Source organism: Alteromonas sp. ABV4_150 (assembly GCF_056311745.1).
In genome coordinates, this window is the sequence record NZ_CM149971.1 from 3091904 (window position 1) to 3112923 (window position 21020).

22 protein-coding genes are annotated in these 21020 nt (G+C 44.8%); 7 read left to right on the plus strand and 15 right to left on the minus strand.

The features are described 5' to 3' along the window. Positions 1-7 precede the first annotated feature (7 nt). The 3 genes from ACYX4M_RS13505 (at position 8) to dusC (ending at position 1636) form a co-directional block, all read left to right on the plus strand. A complete protein-coding gene (locus ACYX4M_RS13505) occupies positions 8-229 on the plus strand; it encodes a hypothetical protein (RefSeq protein WP_476080487.1) in 222 nt (73 codons plus the stop codon). Further along, a complete protein-coding gene (locus ACYX4M_RS13510; protein ID WP_476080488.1) occupies positions 226-414 on the plus strand; it encodes a DUF1289 domain-containing protein in 189 nt (62 codons plus the stop codon). Before ACYX4M_RS13505 ends, ACYX4M_RS13510 begins: the two co-directional genes overlap by 4 nt. Positions 415-697: 283 nt before the next feature. Beyond that, a complete protein-coding gene (dusC, locus tag ACYX4M_RS13515) occupies positions 698-1636 on the plus strand; it encodes a tRNA dihydrouridine(16) synthase DusC (protein WP_269349395.1) in 939 nt (312 codons plus the stop codon). A gap of 29 nt (positions 1637-1665) precedes the next feature. On the opposite strand, the gene ACYX4M_RS13520 is transcribed toward dusC, so the two are convergent. The 3 genes from ACYX4M_RS13520 to ACYX4M_RS13530 all read right to left on the minus strand — a co-directional run bounded on the left by ACYX4M_RS13520 (position 1666) and on the right by ACYX4M_RS13530 (position 3888). Beyond that, positions 1666-2640, minus strand: coding sequence for a transposase (locus ACYX4M_RS13520; RefSeq protein ID WP_476080489.1), 975 nt, complete (start codon positions 2638-2640; stop codon positions 1666-1668). Positions 2641-3003: 363 nt separating this feature from the next. Further along, positions 3004-3186, minus strand: coding sequence for a hypothetical protein (locus ACYX4M_RS13525; RefSeq protein WP_202940837.1), 183 nt, complete (start codon positions 3184-3186; stop codon positions 3004-3006). A gap of 45 nt (positions 3187-3231) precedes the next feature. Next, positions 3232-3888 carry an arylesterase gene (locus ACYX4M_RS13530; RefSeq protein ID WP_476080490.1) on the minus strand — a complete coding sequence of 219 codons (657 nt, stop codon included), beginning with the start codon at positions 3886-3888 and terminating at the stop codon, positions 3232-3234. Positions 3889-3904: 16 nt separating this feature from the next. Here ACYX4M_RS13530 and ACYX4M_RS13535 point away from each other — a divergent pair, with 16 nt between their 5' ends. Further along, entirely contained in the window at positions 3905-4603 is a 699-nt protein-coding gene (locus tag ACYX4M_RS13535) for an ABC transporter ATP-binding protein (RefSeq protein WP_476080491.1), read from the plus strand. After that, positions 4604-7126 carry an ABC transporter permease gene (locus ACYX4M_RS13540; RefSeq protein ID WP_476080492.1) on the plus strand — a complete coding sequence of 841 codons (2523 nt, stop codon included), beginning with the start codon at positions 4604-4606 and terminating at the stop codon, positions 7124-7126. A gap of 328 nt (positions 7127-7454) precedes the next feature. Here the strand turns inward: ACYX4M_RS13540 and ACYX4M_RS13545 are convergent, their stop codons facing one another. Both ACYX4M_RS13545 and folX read right to left on the minus strand, forming a co-directional pair. Further along, the gene (locus tag ACYX4M_RS13545; RefSeq protein ID WP_476080493.1) at positions 7455-8351 is read right to left on the minus strand and encodes a TIGR01777 family oxidoreductase; all 897 of its coding nucleotides are present in this window, start codon (positions 8349-8351) and stop codon (positions 7455-7457) included. A gap of 23 nt (positions 8352-8374) precedes the next feature. Beyond that, the gene (gene folX / locus ACYX4M_RS13550) at positions 8375-8743 is read right to left on the minus strand and encodes a dihydroneopterin triphosphate 2'-epimerase (protein ID WP_012517852.1); all 369 of its coding nucleotides are present in this window, start codon (positions 8741-8743) and stop codon (positions 8375-8377) included. Between the two features lie 73 nt (positions 8744-8816). On the opposite strand from folX, the gene ACYX4M_RS13555 reads away from it, so the two are divergent. Further along, on the plus strand, positions 8817-9857 hold the full coding sequence (locus ACYX4M_RS13555; protein ID WP_014948934.1) for an AI-2E family transporter: 1041 nt from the start codon (positions 8817-8819) through the stop codon (positions 9855-9857). A gap of 279 nt (positions 9858-10136) precedes the next feature. Here the strand turns inward: ACYX4M_RS13555 and ACYX4M_RS13560 are convergent, their stop codons facing one another. From ACYX4M_RS13560 to ACYX4M_RS13570, 3 genes are read right to left on the minus strand one after another with little or no spacing between them, the layout of a single operon-like run. Continuing rightward, positions 10137-11468 carry an ATP-binding protein gene (locus ACYX4M_RS13560; RefSeq protein ID WP_476080494.1) on the minus strand — a complete coding sequence of 444 codons (1332 nt, stop codon included), beginning with the start codon at positions 11466-11468 and terminating at the stop codon, positions 10137-10139. Continuing rightward, a complete protein-coding gene (locus ACYX4M_RS13565) occupies positions 11465-12139 on the minus strand; it encodes a response regulator transcription factor (protein WP_014948936.1) in 675 nt (224 codons plus the stop codon). The genes ACYX4M_RS13560 and ACYX4M_RS13565 overlap by 4 nt, the downstream gene beginning before the upstream one ends. 1 nt (position 12140) lies before the next feature. Then, complete coding sequence (locus ACYX4M_RS13570; protein WP_476080495.1) at positions 12141-12410, minus strand: PepSY domain-containing protein; 270 nt, start codon at positions 12408-12410, stop codon at positions 12141-12143. Between the two features lie 641 nt (positions 12411-13051). Here ACYX4M_RS13570 and ACYX4M_RS13575 point away from each other — a divergent pair. Next, the gene (locus tag ACYX4M_RS13575; protein ID WP_476080496.1) at positions 13052-13516 is read left to right on the plus strand and encodes a pyridoxamine 5'-phosphate oxidase family protein; all 465 of its coding nucleotides are present in this window, start codon (positions 13052-13054) and stop codon (positions 13514-13516) included. A gap of 331 nt (positions 13517-13847) precedes the next feature. On the opposite strand, the gene ACYX4M_RS13580 is transcribed toward ACYX4M_RS13575, so the two are convergent. From ACYX4M_RS13580 to ACYX4M_RS13610, 7 genes are read right to left on the minus strand one after another with little or no spacing between them, the layout of a single operon-like run. Continuing rightward, complete coding sequence (locus ACYX4M_RS13580; protein ID WP_476080497.1) at positions 13848-14147, minus strand: YciI family protein; 300 nt, start codon at positions 14145-14147, stop codon at positions 13848-13850. Between the two features lie 4 nt (positions 14148-14151). Next, positions 14152-14961, minus strand: coding sequence for a tryptophan synthase subunit alpha (trpA, locus tag ACYX4M_RS13585; protein ID WP_476080498.1), 810 nt, complete (start codon positions 14959-14961; stop codon positions 14152-14154). Beyond that, positions 14961-16142 carry a tryptophan synthase subunit beta gene (trpB, locus tag ACYX4M_RS13590; protein ID WP_476080499.1) on the minus strand — a complete coding sequence of 394 codons (1182 nt, stop codon included), beginning with the start codon at positions 16140-16142 and terminating at the stop codon, positions 14961-14963. Before trpB ends, trpA begins: the two co-directional genes overlap by 1 nt. A gap of 20 nt (positions 16143-16162) precedes the next feature. After that, positions 16163-17572: a bifunctional indole-3-glycerol-phosphate synthase TrpC/phosphoribosylanthranilate isomerase TrpF gene (trpCF, locus tag ACYX4M_RS13595; RefSeq protein ID WP_476080500.1), complete on the minus strand. Its 1410-nt coding sequence runs from the start codon at positions 17570-17572 to the stop codon at positions 16163-16165. Next, on the minus strand, positions 17565-18596 hold the full coding sequence (gene trpD, locus ACYX4M_RS13600) for an anthranilate phosphoribosyltransferase (RefSeq protein ID WP_014948943.1): 1032 nt from the start codon (positions 18594-18596) through the stop codon (positions 17565-17567). Before trpD ends, trpCF begins: the two co-directional genes overlap by 8 nt. Then, positions 18589-19221 carry an aminodeoxychorismate/anthranilate synthase component II gene (locus tag ACYX4M_RS13605; protein ID WP_101563971.1) on the minus strand — a complete coding sequence of 211 codons (633 nt, stop codon included), beginning with the start codon at positions 19219-19221 and terminating at the stop codon, positions 18589-18591. The genes trpD and ACYX4M_RS13605 overlap by 8 nt, the downstream gene beginning before the upstream one ends. Further along, a complete protein-coding gene (locus tag ACYX4M_RS13610; RefSeq protein WP_476080501.1) occupies positions 19218-20951 on the minus strand; it encodes an anthranilate synthase component 1 in 1734 nt (577 codons plus the stop codon). Before ACYX4M_RS13610 ends, ACYX4M_RS13605 begins: the two co-directional genes overlap by 4 nt. Positions 20952-21020: the final 69 nt, after the last annotated feature.

A 21020-nucleotide genomic window follows, 5' to 3' on the forward strand; every position in this document is an offset into this window, starting at 1 on the left:
GCTCTTTGTGTTTACTTATTCTGCGGTTATTTACGACGGTAAAAAGCAAAATTTAGTGAGGTATGACTGTGGGACAGACACTGAGTTTTCCTCATATCTTGAATCGCGCTTTGGTTGTCATGTTTGTTTGTGGTCCAATAAAGAACTATCTGAGACTACAATGGCGACTATCGCATCTTCGCGAGTACAGATTAAAAAAGACGGTTTAGATAAAACAAAAGTATTATGAACTCAGTTTCCCCATGTGTAGCTTTGTGCAAGTTAAGCGAAGAGGACATTTGCATTGGATGTAAACGTGCGATTGAAGAAATCATTAATTGGCGGACATACACCGATAATCAAAAGAAGGCCGTATTCACTCGTCTTGAAAATTTAGAAAAGGAAGCCGCTACCCAGTCACAGCCTCGTAAATAGGCTAAGTGCAGACTTCTATCAAGAATTTTCTACGTATGGACAGACACACAAGCTTTTCTATTCGTATAAAATTAGAAGCCTGCCTCACTCCCACATGAAGTAAAGTGTCTGGCGGACAGACACTTACTAAATTTAAATAGCTGCAATTTAAAACCACCTTAAATGCACCTTAAATAGACAGTCACAGAAGTTGAAAAACTAAGCATCAAAGCCTGGCTGATATAAGTGCTTTTTGCTAAACTCCTGCGCCGATTTTATGTTCTATTAAACTGAGATTTTTGCAATGAAAGTAATGCTTGCCCCTATGGAGGGCGTTGTTGATCACTTAATGAGAGATATGCTCACTCGCGTGGGTGGTTTCGATCAGTGCGTTACTGAATTTGTAAGAGTTGTCGATCAAAAATTACCAAAGAAAACGTTTTATAGACTTTGCCCTGAGCTTCATAATGATGGCAAAACTCCGGCAGGTGTGCCTGTCCGAGTTCAATTATTAGGACAACATCCACAGTGGCTTGCAGAGAATGCACAAACCGCGATAGAGCTGGGCTCTCCTGGTGTTGACCTTAATTTTGGTTGCCCTGCCAAAACAGTTAATAAAAGTAAGGGCGGGGCGGTTTTGTTGAAAGAAACCCAAACCCTTTATGACATTGTGAAAGCTGTAAGGGATGCTGTTCCTGCAGAAATCCCAGTTTCAGCCAAAATCAGACTAGGTTTTGAAGACAAATCTTTAGCTATCGAGAATGCTATAGCTATCACTGAAGCGGGCGCTTCTGAACTCGTTGTTCATGCGCGGACCAAAACGGAGGGGTATAAACCACCGGCGTATTGGGACTGGATAGCGAAGATAAAACAACATACCGATATTCCACTTGTCGCAAATGGTGAAATTTGGAACGCTGAAGACGCTCAGCGTTGTCAGAGCCAATCAGAGTGTACCAACCTGATGATTGGACGAGGTGCATTGGCAATGCCTAATCTGGCGCTGAGTATTAAAGAGGGCGTAGCACCTATGCCATGGTCTGAACTGGCTGCTTTGCTGATTCAATACTCTGGCTACGAAATTTTTGGTGATAAGGGCAAATATTACCCCAACCGAATTAAGCAATGGTGCGGCTATCTGAAAAGACAATACCCTGAAGCTGAAGTTCTATTCAACGACATAAGGCGCCTAACGAAATCTCAGGACATTGTTGATGTGCTTGCACGCCAAGCCGATATTTAGCCAAGTATTTTTGCAATGGTGTTAGAGGTTCACGACAGATACCTTTGAGCATTTGCAACGTTTGGGCGACATGCCCTTTGGCAGCATCTGGCGAAATTCTCCATCATCTCGGGGCAACCGACAGGCCCAGTAAAAAGTGTTTCAAAATTACTAGTTACTAGCTGCCAGTTCTCTTTTGTCATTCCAAGCTTACTTAACAAGCGGTTGGGAAGCTTTGGGACTTTGCAGGTATCGTTATTACTCTCCGCATTCATCGTATCAGTGATAAGCTGCAAATAATCGGTAAATGCGAAGGGCAACGGCACGGTGTTCTTGTGGTGACTATCGCTAAAAGGCATCAAAAACTTAGGCGTTTTATTCGAGCGTTTGGCATTCAAGCGATATTGGATACTAGTATGGTGAGAGTTGCTTAGCGTCGTCGCTATTTTTGCTCGAATGGGATTTAAATCGACGTAAGCCATTACACTGGCCAGTGCTTTCTCATCGAGTATAGCTTGTGACCTAAACCTTCTTTCCCAGAAATAGCCCCTACATTCATCTTCTTTGTTAGCTCTTCGAGCAATATATTCATTGAGCATACGCATAAACCAGCTGATGCTTTGAAGTCGCTCTCGATATATAACAGATAGTGATTTTAATTCTGCTAGCTCATCTAACGTTACAGAATCAAAGTTTTCTAAATATCGCTGCACTACGGGCGGGCATTTATAAAACATCCTCCACCGAAGCAAGACCTCATCCATCGTCCAGCCTTCAGCTCTGCCTTTGGCTATATGCAATACCACATGAATGTGATTATGCATGACAGCGTAGGCGCATAAGTCGATGGCAAAAGCTTGAGAAAGCTTATGGAGCCTGTCTTGAATCCACTTTCTTCTATGCTCATAGTTTATGCCAGTGCGGGCATCGCGACCACAGAGGTAAGATTGCCTTACGCAGCGAGAAATGCAGTGGTAATAAGGTGTAACATCAGTATTTATTTGCTTGTAACGAGGTAAAGGCATGTCCGTATCCCATATCTATTTATTAGCATTATGAGATTTACGGCGTCAATGTTAAGTGGTCTTTAGGACAGTTTTAGGAGCGGTTTCTTCAAATAAGAGCTCTTTCAATTAAGTCTCATAATGAATATTAGTAGAAGTTGAATAACTAAGATTTAAAATCGTGGACAGACACTCGAGCCTCACAACGAATAAAAATCCATCGTTGCGTCAAATAGGCTAAAAGGAAAAAGGACAGACACTCTTATCTAGTAAGTGTCTGTCCTTTCTAATTCCATTATTTTGCACATACACGTCCACTTGCTAGGAAACTAGACAAAAATCTGAACGAGTGTCTGTCCCTAACAACTTTCTTTCAATAGAAAATTACACAAACACATCAACTCTAGAACCCACACGCCCATCGTTAGTGCTTGAGGTCTGCTGTGTGCTCTGAGGCTGAGTCTCGCGACTTTCTTGCACATTACGGGGCTCAACCTGTTGAGTAGGTCGCTGTGGCGATTCTAAGACAGTGGAAACAGGAGACGAATTAACAGAAGAAACGTCCATAAACAAACCTCGCATTTAAAAAATCACTTAATAAGATTAGCACAATTATTGAGCGCTAAGAATTAAACTTCTTAAGTGTCTGTCCATAAAATTAGCGATCAAAGGCTGTGCCTCAGCATTTGGATGAATACCATCGTTTTGCATTAAGTCCTTATTTAGCGCTATTTCTTCAAGGAGAAAGGGGATTTTTTGAACGTCCTGAGCTTCCGCTACTTTATTGAAGTTTTGAGTAAACATCTGCGTATAGCGCTTGCCATAATTAGAAGGAATTTGCATTTCTTGCAGAAACACTACGGCATTACTCTCCTTCGCAACACTTACCAGCGAATCTAAATTATCCCTAATCTTACCGATATTGTGCCCCTGAAGGCCGTCATTACCGCCCAGTTCAATCAATACATGGGTAGGGTTGTGTTGCTCTAATAAACGGGGAAATCGCGCTAAACCACCGTCAGTGGTCTCTCCGCTTACCGCAGCATTTACAATATCAATCGGAATGTTGTCGTCTTGCCACATCTTTTGTAACAAACTGACCCAACCCTCATGTTGCTGTAATCCATAAGCCGCGGATAAACTGTCACCTAAGATAAGTAAAACCGCATTTTCGCTTGTGTCGCTCTGCTCGGCTTGATCTGATAGCGCTTGAAAGGGTATTAAAAGAATAAGTAAAAAAGCGAACAAATAACGAAATTTAACAAACACGAATTGATGACCTCTTATGATAAAAGCTAATGCTGTAACCAAAGTAGTGGATACGAGTGAAGGTTCACTGCAGATCCTTCGTCCTATTTCTTTTGAAGTCAAGTCTGGTGAGTCCGTTGCCATTATTGGCGCGTCAGGCTCGGGTAAGTCAACCCTTTTGGGCTTGTTAGCTGGGCTTGACCAAGTTACAGAAGGGGAAATTTTCTTAGATGGTGAAGCACTTCACAGCATGAATGAAGAAGAGCGCGCAATTTTAAGAGGAAATAAAGTAGGCTTCATTTTCCAAAGCTTTATGTTAGTTCAAAGCTTAACAGCCTTGGAAAACGTGATGCTACCGGCAGAAATTGCAGGGCTTGATAACCCAAAGGCACTAGCTTTGGATATTCTAGAGCAAGTCGGATTGAAACATCGCGCACATCACTTCCCTAACCAGTTGTCCGGGGGCGAGCAACAGCGCGTTGCCATAGCGCGAGCATTTATTACCTCTCCCAAAATACTTTTCGCCGATGAGCCTACCGGCAACCTAGACGCCAAAAATAGTGAAAAAATCGAAGCGCTGTTGTTCGAGATGAATAGAGAAAAAGGCACAACTCTCGTACTTGTAACTCATGATAACGAGCTAGCGGAACATTGTGACAGGCAACTCACTATGAATGCTGGTGAATTAGTTGAAACAACTGCCGCGAACACAATGAATAAGAAAGAGGCGGTTTAGATGTCGACGTCTTTTAATTTAGCTTGGCGGCTTTTTAAGCATGAGGCTAGACGTGGTGAACTGACCATCATATTGCTGGCCATTGTGCTATCTGTGGCAGCCGTATTGTCGCTGTCACTTTTCAGTGAGCGTTTACAGGGCGCACTAAAGTCTCGCTCTGCAGCATTTATTGCAGCAGATGCGCAACTTCGTTCAGATGACCCTATAAACGAGGAGTGGTTAGCTAGAGCCCAAGAAGAGGGCCTTGCGACGGCAAAGCAGGTGGCAACACGTTCAATGGTGTTTAAAGGCGACGAGATGTCGCTTGTTGATTTACGAGCCGTGAATGACGCTTATCCACTGAAAGGGACAGTCAATATTACCGACCAGCCTTTTGGAGAAAAACGCAATACTGCAGAATTACCTCAGTCTGGGGAAGCATGGGTACAGTCTCGGCTTTTTCAGAGCTTGGGGCTTTCTATTGGCGATAGTATCGAAATTGGAGATGGAACTTTTACCGTCACCCATGTGCTGGTAGATATTCCAGATGCCGGCTTCAGCGTGTTTAATACTGATCCTATTGCTCTGATTAACTTAAACGACTTGGAAAAAACTGCGATTACTGGGCCAGGGAGTCGCGCTCGTTATGTGGGCTTTTTTGCCGGTGATGCGGGTGACATAGAAAACTTCAATACCTGGTTATTACCCCAATTAAATGACGATTTACACTCGTGGCGTACAGTCGAAGATGACGAGTCAGCGATAGGGCGCTCTGTCGCAAGTGCTGAGCGCTATTTTCTGTTAGCAAGCTTGTTGGCAATAGTATTAGCGGCCGTTTCCATTGCCGTTGCTGCTCAGCGTTATGCTCAACGTCACTTTGATCCCGTAGCAATAATGAAGACCTTGGGGGCAACAAGCAGCACCATTCGAAAAGTCTATTTATTCCAAATTTTATTCATCACTGGGCTTGGTATTTTTATCGGCCTCGTTATCGGTTTTATCGGTCAACAAGTGGTGGTTTCACTTGTAGCTGACAGAGTGGATGTATCTCTTGACGTGTGGCATTGGCGGCCACTTTTAATCGCCGTTGCTACAGGTGCAACGTGTGCATTGCTTTTTTCCTTATATCCGCTTTTACAGCTATTTTCAGTTCCTCCGCTTCGCGTATTAAGAAAGGACATTTCAGCGAATTTACGTTCCAGAAGCATTCAGTTCGTGGCTTCCGGTGGTGCGATATTTTTATTGATGTGGATGTACAGCCGCGATTTAAAAATTAGCGCTATTCTTTTTGTGTCTGGCGCTGCCCTGGTGCTCGGACTGCTTGGTGCTACGTATATCTTAATTGCAGTAGGTCGCAAGCTCGGCAGTGGAAGAATGGGGGCGTGGCAGTTGGCATGGGCACGTATTAAGCGACGTGCAATGGACAACAGCGTGCAGCTTATTAGCTTTTCCGTTACCATTATGTTGCTTTTAGTGGTGCTGGTAATGCGCAACGATATGGTTTCGCAATGGCGCTCGCAATTGCCAGAAGGTACACCGAATTACTTCTTAATTAACATTACGCCGGATATTCAACCCGAGTTGGACAGACACTTCGCTGACAATGGCGTAAAAATCGAAGAGTTTTATCCTGTCATTCGAGGCCGATTTGTTTCGGTAAATGGGGAAGGAGTAAACACTGAAGTCTCTAAAGAAGACGAGCCAAATCGTGAAGGTCGAAGAGGCCTAGGCAGAGAAGCGAACCTAACTTGGAGTAACGCGTTACAAAAAGAAAACGAGATTATTGAAGGGAATTGGCATGGAAATGTGGAAACACAATACAGCGAAGGATGGTTCCCCGTTTCTGTTGAAGAAGGTGTTGCAGAAAGGTTGAACATTAAAATGGGCGATCGGCTTACTTTTAATGTGGGCAGCGAGATTGTCGAAACGAAAGTAACGAGTATTCGTACTGTGAATTGGCAGACTATGCAGCCTAACTTTTTCTTCGTTATTCACCCCGAGGCAATGGCCGCATTTAGCCCAACTTATATTACTAGTTTCTACCTTCCTACCGAGAGAAAGGCAGAGTTAACAAACCTACTTAAACCGTTTGCATCAATAACTATGTTCGACGTTGATGCTCGAATTAATCAGTTGCGAGAGATTGTGGATCAGGTGTCTGTTGCCGTTGAATTTATTTTGGTGTTGGTACTGTTCGCGGGCAGTCTGGTATTGATTGCACAAGTACAGGCGAGTATGGATGAACGCAGACAGGAAATAGCCATACTTCGGACGCTCGGTGCAAAGGGGGCGTTGATAAGAAAAAGTGTTATTTTTGAGTTTGTTATCATTGGTGTAGTAGCAGGCTTTATGGCAGCAATGGCCAATGAGTTGAGCCTTTATTTACTTCAAACCTCTGTATTCCAAATGGAAGCAAGCTTACACCCAGAATACTGGGCAATAGCGCCAAGCGTTGGCGCTGTCGTTGTAGGCATATTAGGTGCGTTTGGATGCTGGCGTTTGCTTACGCTTAATACCGGTCAGATGCTGCGGAATATGGTTTAGGTATTCTTGCGTTAGTTTAAAATGCGCTTTAATACAAAACGGACAGACGCTCGGTTAAGTGCCGTTTAGATTAAGGGCAGTGGACAGTCACTCAATTCAAATGAGTGTCTGTCCACAGTGCATTTCACAGCAAAGTTCACTAATTACAAAAGAATGGTTTTCTCGAAGAGTTTGAGAAGTGCTCTGGTTTGATAGTAAATAGAAGTTTTTGAGGCCTGTGACTAAGCAGAGTGCCTCGCGATAATGTTGTGCAATAAATGTGGACACACACTTGCTTAGCAATTCAAGTGACTGTCCACAAGGCACTTAACGAATTTCAGTAATTCAACTATGCGCGATATATTTCTCTTAGCGCCTCGTCGATGGAAGGGAAGTCAAAACTAAAGCCGGCGGTAGTAAGCTTTTGAGGAATGACTCTTTGCCCCTCAAGTATCATCGTCGACGATTCGCCCATTGCTATTTTCATAACAAAGCCCGGGACATTGAACAGGCAAGGTCGGTTAAGTGATTTTGCGAGCGCTTTAGAGAATATCTTGTTCGTTACAGGCTCCGGTGCCGTTAAATTAAATGCACCAGAACATGCACTATTCTCGAGCAAAAAGGAGATAGCACGCACCATATCTTGTAAGTGGATCCAGGCCAAATACTGACTACCACTCCCAAGTGTACCTCCGGCTCCCAATTTAAACGGTAGTGCCATTTTTCCTAACGCTCCGCCTTTTTCGGTGAGAACTACACCAGTTCGAAGCGTTACGACACGTGTCTTAGCTTGACCTACACTTTGGGCAATAGTCTCCCATTTAGCGCACAGTTCATGGGTGAACTCGTTATGAGAAGGCGTTTCTTCAGTTACAAGCTTGTCTCCTTGATTGCCGTAGAAACCAATCGCGGAGCCCGATAAGAAAACAGGCGGAGGCGCATCACAACTATTTATTTTTGAGACTAGCTCAGAAGTTATGTCCCAGCGGCTATTACAAATTATTCTCTTTTGAGTGTCTGTCCAGCGCTTATCGGCGATAGGCTCACCAGCTAAATTAATTACTGCGTCGAAACTTTCAAAATTTTCTATCGAAGAAACGTTCTCGACGATTTTGACGTTATCCCCCAATTGGCTCTTTGCCTTTGCAAAGTCGCGAGAAATCACCGTGAATTCATGTTCTCGAGAATATTGACGAATAAATTCGCTTCCTATCAGCCCTGTTCCACCGGTCAAAAGAATGTTCACAATTAGCTCCTCGAGGTATGACCTTATCCCGTCTTATTGCAAGATAGTGTCAGGGACACGGAATCAGAAAATCTAAGGGCATGTGGCTTATCGACCTCAACCTCAGCGTAGCGCACCGAAGAGTGTTCTGCGGCAATGCTTAGCACATCGGCGGTAAGTTTTTCCAGAAGAGAAAAGCGGTTGTCTTCTACAAGCTTGATTATTGCCTTTGTAATCGTTTTGTAATTAAGCGCATCACTCATATCGTCGGTGTTTGTGGCTTTTTCAGCGTCGTAATCAATTTTCACGTTAACAACAACATCCTGCTTGTTTTTTATTTCATCTTCATTGATGCCAATGTATGTGCGTAGTCTTAGGTTTTTAATTTTAATAGTGGCAAGATTAAAGTTCATTGAAGTCTCTTGTTTGTAGTTGTTTATAAGTCGTTGTAAAGTGTTGTCGTTTCAGTCAGGAATGTAGCACACAATGTCAATGGAACTACGCTCGCCAACAGCAAAGATTCTTATCGTTTTAGCGTGTTTAGTGGTAGTGATGGCCGGAATTAAAGCCGCCAGCACAATCATGGTACCGTTTTTTCTCTCTATTTTTATAGCAATCGCGTGTAGTCCGATTATACGCTGGACCTCTAAATTCGGCGTGCCTAAATGGCTCTCTATAACTTTTGTTATACTGCTTATCGTTGTTTTTGGTTTTCTTTTAGCTGGCTTAGTTGGCCAGTCTATGACCGAGTTTCGAGAAAATCTGCCAGAATACAGAAGTAAGCTTGATACCGAGTTTGCCTGGGTTGTGTCCAAATTGGCTGAATTTAATATTCACATCAATAGAGAGTTAATTGCTTCGCACCTTGACCCCGCAACGGCTATGTCTGTAGCAACAAATTTCATCAGCGGGATGGGCGGCGTACTTTCAAATCTCTTCCTTATTCTTCTTACTGTCATTTTCATGCTTTTTGAAGCTGACAGTATCCCACGCCGGTTGCATATTGCCCTTGCAGATCCTGGAATGAAACTAAAGCATATCGACAGATTTATTCGTTCTGTGAACAGTTACTTAGCGATAAAAACTGTGGTCAGTTTAGGGACAGGTTTAATTATTGGCATTTGGTTGTATGTGATGGGAGTAGATCATTTCATGCTTTGGGCTGTGTTGGCGTTCATGCTCAACTTTATTCCTAACATTGGATCTATCATTGCAGCTGTGCCAGCTGTACTCATCGCATTTGTTCAGCTTGGTCCAGCCTCAGCAGGTTTCGCAGCACTTGGCTTTGTGCTTGTTAACACCATCATGGGAAATATGGTGGAACCGAGATTGATGGGTAAAGGCATGGGGCTCTCTACACTTGTGGTATTCCTTTCGCTAATATTTTGGGGGTGGCTGCTAGGCACCGTTGGAATGTTGCTATCAGTTCCGTTAACCATGGTGGTAAAAATAGCTCTAGAGTCTCGCGAGGAGAGCAAGTGGCTTGCGGTGCTGTTATCGAGTGAAGGTGAGAAGTCTGCGTCGTAACTTTGTGTAAGTAGAAAGTGGACAGACACTTGTTTGAAAGTCGATAGTGGACAGACACTCAATCGATTTAAAAAAATCTCTTATTGGTCTCTAGCTAATCAGTCAATTGAGAATGTGTCTGTCTGCCCCAAACTTTTGCGCAAGAATAAGTGTGTGTCCACTTTCCATACTCACCAAATTTTTGCAGGAACTCGAGTGTCTGTCCACTTTCATACTTGAGCAACTGAAAGCTCAAGGATTTAACGGTCATGCACAAACTTCGTTGTACTTTTTCAAGCACTATTCGTGATTGGGGAATTGAATAACGATACGAGCGCCGCCAAGCGAACTGTCCTCGATGAGCATTCGACCTTCGTAGATTGAAACTAAATCAGCCGCCAACGCCATGCCTATTCCGTGGCCTTCTGTATAGGTATCAAGTCGAGTTCCTCGCTCTAACAAAAGCACCTTTTTGTTGTCAGGAATACCAGGGCCGTCGTCTTCTACTTTAATTGTTAGCCAACCAGCACGCTTCGACGCTGATACGATAATTCTATTGGTAGCTGCTTTGCATGCATTGTCTAGAAGGTTGCCACATAGTTCCATGAAGTCGGTCTCGTCTCCTTTAAACTGAGTATCCTCATCCAGTTCAAACTCAATAATAAGGGCTTTATCTTGGTAGACCTTGTCCATTGCATCGGCAAGCTTGTGCAAAATGGGTAATATATAGATAGCTTGTTGCCAGCCAGATTTTCCAGCACTCGCTCTTTTCAGCTGGCGTTTAATGATTCGGTCAATTTGCTGTAATGCTTCGTTTACCTCAGTAGGTAAATCGCTAGTGCCCGATGCTACTGCCAAAGGCGTTTTCAAACTATGTGCTAAGTCTCCTAAACTGTTTTTATATCTCGCCCTTTGGGCGGCCTCAGTTTGAAGCAAACCATTAATGGATTGTTTTAAGGAATCGAATTCAACTGGATAGCGTGATTCTAACTGGCGTTTATGTCCACCTGAGGCTTGTGAAATTTCGTCAATTAACTTCCTAACAGGAAGAAGTACTAGGCTAACCCCGATAATAATAAAAATTAGGAGTGCTATACAGAGCGTGAAAATCCACTGCCACGTCGTGTCTAAGAACGTATTCCGCTCTGCTTCAAAAAGTGCTTTATTGTTAAATATATAAAACCGAACAGGCTCGAAGTCTCTACTTGAAGCAAATTCTGCAGTGAATGCATATACAAAAAACTGGGAATCTTCTTCAAACTTAGGTGTATGGGAATCCAAAAATAACTCGTTACCGACTGCAACGTCTATCTCAGGTGGTGCAAAGGTATATTCAAGAGCTGAGGCTGACTGCCAAATTACTTCGTCTCGAAACACAATCACGCCAAGATAACCTGATCCCGGAAGGTTTAACTGCTCTTCGTATAAAATTTCAGGCATATAGGGCAGGTCGCCATCTAACTCGAACGCCGATAACAGACCTAAGTTCATCAACCTAAGCTCACTCATCTTGGCCTGCGTAAGGCTATCAGTATATGCCTCGTCTAAAATGACAACAGTAAAGGGCGCAAATAACGCTAGAAGAACAATCGCTAGAAAGATACTCCGAAGACGTAGCGACAATTGCCTCATAAACTTCTATTTATCCTATAGCCTCTACCTCGAAGGGTTTCTATTGGCTTTAACTCACCGGTCGGGTCCAGCTTTTTCCGCAGTCTTCCCACGAAAACCTCTATGACATTACTATCTAAATCGAAATCTTGGTCATAAATGTGCTCGGTTAGCTCTGTTTTTGAGATGACCTTTTGCGGGTTAAGCATAAGGTACTCCATGACTTTGTATTCGTAAGCTGTTAAATCAAGAGCTTGACCGTTTAACGATAGTTCTTCACTAACGGTATCCAGCGAGATAGGGCCGAACTGAATGGTCGGGTTCGCTTGCCCTGAAGCTCGTCGAATTAGTGCTTTTGTTCGAGCAAGTAACTCTTCGTTATGAAAGGGTTTGGTGAGGTAGTCATCGGCTCCGGCATCAAGGCCTTCCACTTTCTCTTGCCACCTATCCCTAGCAGTTAAAATGAGTATAGGGCAGGAAATATCAGCTTGACGGGCTTTTCGTATAACCTCAAATCCGTCTAGCTTTGGCATGCCGATGTCGACGATAGCCAGGTCATAGCTATATTCTTTAATGAGAAAAAGCGCGTGCTCACCGTTATCTGCGAGGTCTACGCTATAGCCATTTTGCTGAAGGAGCGCATCAAGCTGGGTTAATAATCTGCTATCGTCTTCGGCTACAAGGATACGCATATTAGTCCTTATCTTTATTTTTTTTTACCTTGCCTGAGCGTTTGTCTACGTCTACTGATACTACTCGCCCTGACTTTTTAAGTACTTTTACCCGGTAGTTTTTTGAGGTCTGTTCAACTTTTAAGACGCGTCCATTTACAGCAACGCGAGCGCGCTCAGCAGCTTCGCTTTTTGATATATCGCCGCCAGAGCCTTGAAACGCCAGAGCTGGCGCTGTGTTAGACAAAGCTAACACTAAACAAACTACTGCAACACGAAGCGATAGTTTCATACAACCTCACAATTATTATCCCACTCAGGCCAAACTACAGATAAGTATAACTTGGTTAACTGAACCCATTCTGAACTGGGTTTAGTCTACCTTGCGGAGCAAAGGCTGTATATAAGCCTTAAGTAAATGGCATTTACGAAAGAGCAAATATTGTGGACAGACACTTAGTTGCTAAGAGGCCGGAAGCCAAAATGATAGTGTCTGCCCACAAGTCTATTTCTAAGCTTCAAAGCGACGCATATATTTAAGTGCTCTCGTTAGTAAGTCATATTGAGTAATCTTTACTCCTACTTTGAAAAAGTGTCTGTCCACTTTGTTGCACTTTGTTGATTGTTATTAAGGGGGACCAATGTTTATCGTGCAAACGAGTGGCTGTCCTCGGTTTTTGATAAATAGTTCACAACGCTCATTTGGATGTACGAGTGTGTGTCCATAGCTGTACCTAACTGGCGTGTAGTGAAGAGCTTACGTTTATCAATAACTCTTTTGGCAGTTGTGCGGGATGATATTGACTTTTCTGGCATGCCACGTGCGAGGCATAAGCTTCAGATGAATCAATAAAATGAAAATAAGGCGTTTTGTTCAACTGCTCCATTCAATAGTAACGTCGGACAGACACTTATTTTCAACAAGGAGGAGCTATGTCTAGCGATATTAAGAAAACAATGTGGAAAGCAATGTCAGATAGTCCAAAAGTAATGGTAAGTCTGGTAGGCGAGGATATGCATGCCGAGCCTATGTACGCCCAACTTGATAAAGACGCTGATAGCGAGTTTTGGTTTTACACTAGTCGAGACAATCGCATTGCTAAAGGTGGAAAAGCCATGGTTCATTTTGCATCCAAAGGTCATGATGTATTTGCTTGTATACGAGGCAACCTCACTGTTGAGTCACGTAAAGAGGTGATTGATAAACACTGGTCTAATCCAGTAGAAGCATGGTTCGAGAAAGGTAGAGATGATCCTTCTTTATTAATGCTTCGCTTCGAACTTATAGATGCAGAAGTGTGGGATGCAGACCCTTCACTCAAAGGCATGTTTAAAATGCTTACTGGTAAAACGGTAAAACCAGAAGAGATGGGTGAACACGAAAAGGTCGATCTTTAAACGCAGTATTATGGGCCAATTTTATGGCGAAGCTTCGAGGCGCTGGGACACATACTCAGAGGAGCGAGTGTCTGTCCACAAGGGATTGTTTATTGCGATTGTTGGCTGATTAATAAATGACTGCCCATTATCAACCAAAGGAAGCTTGGCAAACAATTACGAGTGTGCCCTCATTAGTCTAGCAAGTGAGTGTCTGTCCACACTAGTTTAATAAATAAGTGTTAGCTTCATTACTGTTGAAGCAACAAAAAGCCCCTCAAAACCGGAGCTATTCGGTCTTAAGGGGCTTTCATTATTTATCGAAGTTTACTACATAGCGTTTAGCTAAAAGTTAAGGCAAAACCTTTTTGTAAGGTTTAACCACAACATTTTCATAAACACCTGCTTCGATGTACGGGTCAGCGTCTGCCCATGCTTGAGCAGCTTCTAGTGAATCAAACTCTGCTACCACTAGCGAGCCCGTGAAGCCAGCTGGACCTGGATCTGGGCTATCTACAGCAGGGAAGGGGCCAGCCATGACTAATCGGCCCGCATCTTTTAATGCATTCAAACGCTCTAGGTGAGCTGGGCGCGCCGCAAGGCGTTTTTCTAGACTGTCCACTACATCGGTTGCACAAATCATATATAGCATACGTTTATCCTTTTGCCGTAGCTGCTTTCATGCTTTCAACAAAGCTGCCGAGCTCGCTTAGCATTTTGTGACTGTCCGATAAATTGGCAGCGATAATATTCACTGTCGCCGAGCCTGAAATTGCGCCAGCGGCACCGGCGTCAATAGCAGATTTAACCTGTTCCGGTGTAGAAATACCAAAGCCCAACAATGCTGGTGCTGCTTTGTGTTTATTCAAGCGCTCAATAAGCTCTGAAGCAGGCACGTTTGCGGCAGTTTCTGCGCCAGTAACGCCCGCACGACCCAGCAAATACGTGTAACCTTTTGAGTATTCCCCGATTTTTTCCATGGTTTCATCGGTTGCATTAGGTGGTGCAATCAGAATTTGTGAAATGCCCGTTGCTTCGGCTGCTTTCTGGAAAGGTGCTGCTTCGCGAATTGGAACGTCTGCAACTAAGATTGAGTCAACGCCTGCATCCTGAGCTTTGTTATAGAAGTTCTCTACGCCCCGTGCCATTACCAAGTTGCTATAAAGTAGCAAACCGATAGGCACATCTGGATATTTTGCGCGAACCCGTGAAATCACACCCAAACAATCCGCTACTGTCACTTTGCTTTCTAGAGCGCGAATGGCAGAAGCTTGAATAGTAGGTCCATCAGCGATGGGGTCAGAGTAAGGTATACCTAACTCAAGAGCGTCTGCACCGCTTTCTACTAGCTGGCAAATAATGGCTTCAGATTGCGCTAAATCGGGGTCACCCACCATTACAAAAGGTACGAAAGCGCCTTGGTTCTTTTCATCAAGGCCTGCAAACATTTGTGCATATCTATCCATTATAAATCGTCCCCTAAAATGTTGATGACGTGCGCTAAATCTTTGTCGCCACGACCTGATAAGTTAACTACGATGATGGTTTCTTCTTCCGCTTCATCTGCCATATTGAGCGCGTGCGCTAGAGCATGAGACGATTCAAGGGCTGGAATAATGCCTTCTTTTCTGGCAAGCAATTGGAATGCGTTCAGCGCTTCTTCGTCAGTTGCGGCTACATATTCTGCTCGGCCAATGTCATGAAGATAAGCATGCTGAGGGCCAACAGCAGGGTAGTCGAGACCAGCCGATACTGAGTAGCTTTCTTCAATCTGGCCTTCTTTGTCTTGCATAATAAAGGTGTAAGCGCCGTGAAGAATACCTTTTGTGCCCGTCACGATAGTTGCGCCGTGCTCTTTGGTGTGCACACCTTTACCCGCAGGCTCAACGCCCACTAAGCGTACAGATGGCTCATCAATAAAGTCTGCAAACATACCGATAGCATTTGAGCCACCGCCCACACACGCTACTACGGCGTCAGGTAAGCAACCTTCTTTTTCCATAATTTGAGCGCGAGTCTCTTCACCAATCATGCGGTGATATTCGCGAACAATAGTTGGGAACGGGTGAGGGCCCGCGGCTGTGCCTAACAAATAGTGCGCTTTATCATAGTTCGCTGACCAGTCGCGCATGGCTTCGTTTACGGCATCTTTAAGCGTACCTGAGCCTGCGTTTACAGGAATAACCTCTGCGCCCATAAGCTTCATACGGAACACGTTTGGCGCTTGACGTTCAACGTCTTTCGCACCCATATAAATACGTGCTTTAAGCCCCAACAACGCACATGCTAATGCGGTTGCAACACCGTGTTGGCCTGCTCCTGTTTCGGCGATAACTTCTTTTTTACCCATGCGTTTGGTAAGTAGCGCTTGGCCCAACACCTGGTTAGTTTTGTGTGCACCACCGTGTAGTAAGTCTTCACGCTTAAGGTATAACTTTACCTTTGGGTTACTTACCAGATTGCGAGTTAACGTCATTGACGTTGGGCGACCCGCATAGTCTTTTAACAGAGATAAAAACTCTTCGTTAAATGTTGGGTCGTCCTTGGCATCCAAAAATGCTTTTTCCAGTTGGTCTAGCGCTGGAATAAGTAATTCGGGCACGTACATGCCACCAAATTCACCAAATTTTGTATCTAACTGGTTCATTACGTTGTCCTGTATTTAAATTAGTAACGGCGGCAAATGGCAAAAAGCGCGTCGAGTTTTTCTTCGCTTTTCATGCCGGGTGCGGTTTCTACACCTGAATTTACATCAATAGCACCGCAGCCTGTTGCAATAGCATCTGCAACGTTCTGGGCGTTAATACCGCCAGCAAGCACTAACTTATGCTTCGCTTCGATATCGTTTAATAGCTGCCAATTGAACGCTTCGCCTGTACCGCCTTTAGCATCACCCACTTGGCAATCCAGAAGAACACGGCTTACAAGGCTATTTTTTAAGTGTCTGTCCACTGTTTCAGGTAGAGCCTCAGAAGAAGTTGCTTTAACACCTTCGACTTTCCAAATTTCACAACTTTCTGGAAGCTTGGCCGCAAGCGCTGAAATGTAAGCGTCATCTTCGCTACCGTGTAGCTGAACGGCAAACAAATTGAGTGAAGCAGCAAGAGAAGCAACGTCATCGATGTCGTGATTAACAAACACGCCTACAAATGCACCGTCAACGCCTTGCGTTATGGTCAAAGCCTGTGCTTCGCTCACACAGCGTGGCGATTTTTCGGCGAAGATAAGCCCGCCAAAGCTTGCGCCTTTATCAAACGCCATTTGTGCTTGTTCGGGGCTGGTAAGCCCGCACACTTTAACTGCGCCATTCACTAACGTTTTCACAGCGCGCGGTAGGTCAGACTCTGCCATTAACGCACTGCCCACCAAAAAGCCTTGGGATACAGGCGCTAAACGAAGCACGTCTTGGTGTGTGTATATGCCCGACTCTGAAATAACCACGTAGTCGTGCGTGGCTTTTTCAAGCATGGGCACAAGGCGTTCGGTGGTCGCTAAATCGGTAGAAAGGTCGCGTAAGTTGCGATTATTGATACCAATGATGTTGGCTTCAAGGGCAATAGCGCGCTCCATTTCTTCTTCATTACTTACTTCGGTAAGAATGTCTAATGACAGAGCATTGGCAACGCTTGCCAACTCGCGATACTCGTCATCATTTAGCACACTAAGCATTAATAGCACTGCGTCGGCATTATAGTGACGGGCTAGATACACTTGATAGGTATCAACGAAGAAATCTTTGTTAAGCACAGGCTGAGCAACACGCTCAGTAACATAAGCTAAGTACTCAAATTTACCTTGGAAGTACTTCTCGTCTGTCAGCACAGAAATACCGGCAGCATAAGGCGTGTAAGCCGCTAAGATCTCGTCTAAATCAAAGTGCTCTCGAATAAGGCCTTTTGATGGCGATGCTTTTTTGCATTCGAAGATAAAGCCTGCGTTTGGTTCACTAAGTGCGGCAAATAAACTCTTTTCAGAAGGAACTAGATTCGCCTTGAAGCTTTCTAGCGGCAAAGCTTCTTTGCGTGCGGCCACTTCTTCTCGTTTGTCTGCAACAATTTTCTCAAGCACATTAGCCATTTGTGCTTACCTCCTGAGTAATTTTGGCAACCTTCGTTAATAACTGCATGGGTAACCCTTCGGCCATAGCGTTCATCGCCATTTCAGCCCCTTCTTTGAAGGTTGATGCTTTGCCGGTTACTTTCAACAGCGCCCCGCAGTTCATAGCGATAGCGGCACGGTGTGCCTCTTTGCCTTCGCCGTTTAGCGCTGCTTCAACAAACTGTCGGTTTTCTTCAGGTTCACCGCCCTCAATCGCAGAAAGAGGGTAATGCGGTAAACCGAAGTCTTCGGCGGTAACGGTAAGCTTGCGAATATCGCCATGCTCAAGGTCGTAAATCATTGATTCGCCATGCAGCGCCAGTTCATCCAAGCCATCGCCATGCACTATCATTGCGCGGTGTTGGCCAAGCAGCATAAGGGTTTTTGCGTAAGGTTCAAGCAGTTCAGGCGAGTATACGCCGAAAACGCCATGAGTTGGACCTGCCGGGTTTGCCAGCGGCCCCAGTATATTAAACAAGGTCCTGGTCTTCATCGCAGCGCGCACGGGGGCTGCGTGGCGCATACCGGCGTGATAAACTGGTGCAAAAAGAAATGTGAAATTTGCTTCATCTAAGCACTTGCGGGATGTTTCTGGGCTTATTTCTAAATTAAGACCAAACTGGCGAAATAAATCAGCAGAGCCAGACTTACTCGATACACTGCGATTACCGTGTTTCGCCACTTTCACGCCACAAGATGCGGCAACTACACCGGCTGCACTGGAAATATTAATGGTGTTGTGGCCATCTCCGCCTGTACCAACGATATCTGCAAACTCATAAGACGGTGTGGGAAAGGGCAGTGCATTGGCAACCATAGCACTCGCTGCACCCGCAATTTCGCTGGGAGATTCTTTTTTCATTTTCAGCGCAGTCAGCACTGAAGCAATCATCACTTCGCTTTGCTCACCGTGCATGATGCTGTTAAACAAGCTGTATGCTTCGGTTTGCGACAGTGATTCTCGCAACATAATTTGTTCTAGTAGAGGGCCTGCGTTAAGCATGGTTCGCTCCCTGTAACGTTAAATAGTCAATACTTTGCTTTAACAGCAAACTGCCGTGGGCTGTTAAAATAGATTCTGGGTGAAATTGGAAACCCAGCATGCGATCTTCGCTGTTGTAAACTGCCATTACGGCCTCACTGCCGTCATCGTTTATTGTAGACGCGCACACAGTAAGGTTTTCAGGCAATGAATGTGCCACTAAAGAGTGGTAGCGTGCGACATGTAAGGGCTGCTGTAAGCCTTTGAACATAGCGTCTTCAGAATGAGTAATGGCAGAAGATTTGCCGTGCATCACTTGGCTGGCGCGACCTACGGTGCCGCCGTAATGCTCAACAATAGCTTGATGGCCTAAACAAATACCAATTACGGGGAACACGCCGTGTACTTTTTTAAGTAGCTCAGGCATACAGCCGGCTTCACTTGGTGCGCCTGGACCTGGTGACAACATTAGAAGCACTGGGCCTTTCGTTGCTTGTTCCTGCATTCTTTCAAACAGAGCATTTGCTGAAACCGTGTTGCGATAGACCTTAATGTCTAGGTTTAAGGTGCGCAGTTCGTCCACAAGGTTGTAGGTAAATGAGTCTACATTGTCGAGCAAAAATAGGGTGGTCACTTGCTGATTCATGCGTTGCCTCCTTCATTTAATGCAACGTTGATACTTTCAGCTTCTTCTTGTAGCGCTGCTCTTACTGCACCAATTACCGCTTGTGCCTTAGCGCGAGTTTCATCAGCTTCAGCTTGTGGAACAGAGTCATATACTACACCTGCACCCGCTTGAATATAAGCCGTGCCGTTTTTCACAAACGCTGAACGAATGACAATACAAGTGTCCATATCGCCTTGACCATTCAAATAGCCAACCGCGCCGCCATAACTGCCGCGGCGTTTTTTCTCTACTTCGCGAATTAACGTCGCTGCGCTTACTTTTGGTGCGCCAACCAGGGTGCCCATGTTCATGCAGGCTTGATAAGCGTGCAGTGGATCTAAGTCGTCACGTAGCTGGCCAACCACGCGCGACACCAAGTGCATCACGTGAGAGTAACGATCAACTTTTAGCAAGTCTTTCACGTAGCGCGTGCCCGGGCGACTCACCTTCGCCACATCGTTTCGGGCAAGGTCAACCAGCATAATGTGCTCAGACTTTTCTTTGGTGTCTTCGCGAAGGTTAAGCTCAATGCGGCTGTCTAAATCTCTGTCGATACTGCCATCAGGGCGCTTGCCACGTGGACGGGTACCGGCAATCGGGTAGATCTCTACCTGATTACTTTCTCTTTCGTATTTAAGCGCTGATTCAGGAGAGGCGCCAAATATGCTGAAAGCGGCATCTTGCATGTAAAACATGTAAGGACTTGGGTTTGATTCTTTAAGTTTAGCGTAAGCAAGTAGCGGCGACGGGCAGGGGAGAGAGAATGTGCGCGAGGGCACAACCTGAAAAATGTCGCCAGCTAAAATGTGCTGTTTTAAGTCCAACACATGGTTGCAGAACTGTTCATCACTTAAATCAACACTAACTTCAACGCTTGGGTCAAAAGAAAGTGACTGTCCGTTTTCGGTTTCGTTTTGGTCTTCTGAGTTGGAAACGAGTGACTGTCCGCTTTGCGCTTCACTTTCTACATCAGTAATCTTTACAGTATTTGCACCCACTAGCACGGGCTTGGCAGGCATATCGTGTAGCTGCTGATGAATTGCTTCTAAGCGCTGAGCAATGGCAAAGTATTGCTGGGCAACGTCTTGTCCGCTAAAAACACTGCCAATTAAATGGGTCTCGCGGGTTTGGTGGTCAACGGTAATTAAAGTTTCTGCCAGGTAAAACACAAAGTCTGGACAGTCATTTTCACCTTCTGCAACATCAGGTAGCTTTTCAAAGCCTGCTAGCATGTCGTAGGCAAATACACCGCCTAAGAAAATGGCGTGGGGATGTTGGCGGATTGGCGTAATCTTATTGATAACAATGCGAAGCGCGTCCATTACGCTTGCGGCCTTTAAGCGGCTGTCTTCGTCAAGTTCACCGTCAGCTTCATCACACACCATCGTAATCGAAGTGTCTGTCCTTTCTTTAATGTGTAGGCCGTCAGGGGCGTGGTCAACAAATAAAGGTAACACTGAAGCGCCGTTGCCTGTCAGTGCTTTCACTTCAACGCGGTTGCCCCGGCATTCCATGCGCAGTGCTGCGTCAACCATTAACAAGCTTTGTAAATCGTCTTTAGAATCAATTTCTGCCGACTCTAAAAGCAGTGCGTTATTTTTATTGCCACAAAGGTGGGCAAACGCAGCAAGTGGATCATCGACATAGTGTCCCACCTGCTCAATTGTCTCTACCTTACCTGGGGAAATCCCCAGTTCCGCTAAACTCATTTTTGCTACTCTCCAACTGCAAAAAGACAAAAAAAAGGCCCGTATAAACGGGCCTTTATGTGTATTCAT

Excerpts from the sequence above, each read along its gene's own strand:
- ACYX4M_RS13570 (WP_476080495.1), bottom strand. The coding sequence starts at position 12,410 with ATGAAACTATCGCTTCGTGTTGCAGTAGTTTGTTTAGTGTTAGCTTTG.
- ACYX4M_RS13575 (WP_476080496.1), top strand. The coding sequence starts at position 13,052 with ATGTCTAGCGATATTAAGAAAACAATGTGGAAAGCAATGTCAGATAGT.
- trpCF (WP_476080500.1), bottom strand. The coding sequence starts at position 17,572 with ATGGCTAATGTGCTTGAGAAAATTGTTGCAGACAAACGAGAAGAAGTG.
- ACYX4M_RS13555 (WP_014948934.1), top strand. The coding sequence starts at position 8,817 with ATGTCAATGGAACTACGCTCGCCAACAGCAAAGATTCTTATCGTTTTA.
- ACYX4M_RS13525 (WP_202940837.1), bottom strand. The coding sequence starts at position 3,186 with ATGGACGTTTCTTCTGTTAATTCGTCTCCTGTTTCCACTGTCTTAGAA.
- trpA (WP_476080498.1), bottom strand. The coding sequence starts at position 14,961 with ATGGATAGATATGCACAAATGTTTGCAGGCCTTGATGAAAAGAACCAA.
- trpD (WP_014948943.1), bottom strand. The coding sequence starts at position 18,596 with ATGCTTAACGCAGGCCCTCTACTAGAACAAATTATGTTGCGAGAATCA.
- ACYX4M_RS13610 (WP_476080501.1), bottom strand. The coding sequence starts at position 20,951 with ATGAGTTTAGCGGAACTGGGGATTTCCCCAGGTAAGGTAGAGACAATT.
- folX (WP_012517852.1), bottom strand. The coding sequence starts at position 8,743 with ATGAACTTTAATCTTGCCACTATTAAAATTAAAAACCTAAGACTACGC.
- dusC (WP_269349395.1), top strand. The coding sequence starts at position 698 with ATGAAAGTAATGCTTGCCCCTATGGAGGGCGTTGTTGATCACTTAATG.
- ACYX4M_RS13560 (WP_476080494.1), bottom strand. The coding sequence starts at position 11,468 with ATGAGGCAATTGTCGCTACGTCTTCGGAGTATCTTTCTAGCGATTGTT.
- ACYX4M_RS13565 (WP_014948936.1), bottom strand. The coding sequence starts at position 12,139 with ATGCGTATCCTTGTAGCCGAAGACGATAGCAGATTATTAACCCAGCTT.
- trpB (WP_476080499.1), bottom strand. The coding sequence starts at position 16,142 with ATGAACCAGTTAGATACAAAATTTGGTGAATTTGGTGGCATGTACGTG.
- ACYX4M_RS13535 (WP_476080491.1), top strand. The coding sequence starts at position 3,905 with ATGATAAAAGCTAATGCTGTAACCAAAGTAGTGGATACGAGTGAAGGT.
- ACYX4M_RS13605 (WP_101563971.1), bottom strand. The coding sequence starts at position 19,221 with ATGAATCAGCAAGTGACCACCCTATTTTTGCTCGACAATGTAGACTCA.
- ACYX4M_RS13540 (WP_476080492.1), top strand. The coding sequence starts at position 4,604 with ATGTCGACGTCTTTTAATTTAGCTTGGCGGCTTTTTAAGCATGAGGCT.
- ACYX4M_RS13520 (WP_476080489.1), bottom strand. The coding sequence starts at position 2,640 with ATGCCTTTACCTCGTTACAAGCAAATAAATACTGATGTTACACCTTAT.
- ACYX4M_RS13580 (WP_476080497.1), bottom strand. The coding sequence starts at position 14,147 with ATGCTATATATGATTTGTGCAACCGATGTAGTGGACAGTCTAGAAAAA.
- ACYX4M_RS13510 (WP_476080488.1), top strand. The coding sequence starts at position 226 with ATGAACTCAGTTTCCCCATGTGTAGCTTTGTGCAAGTTAAGCGAAGAG.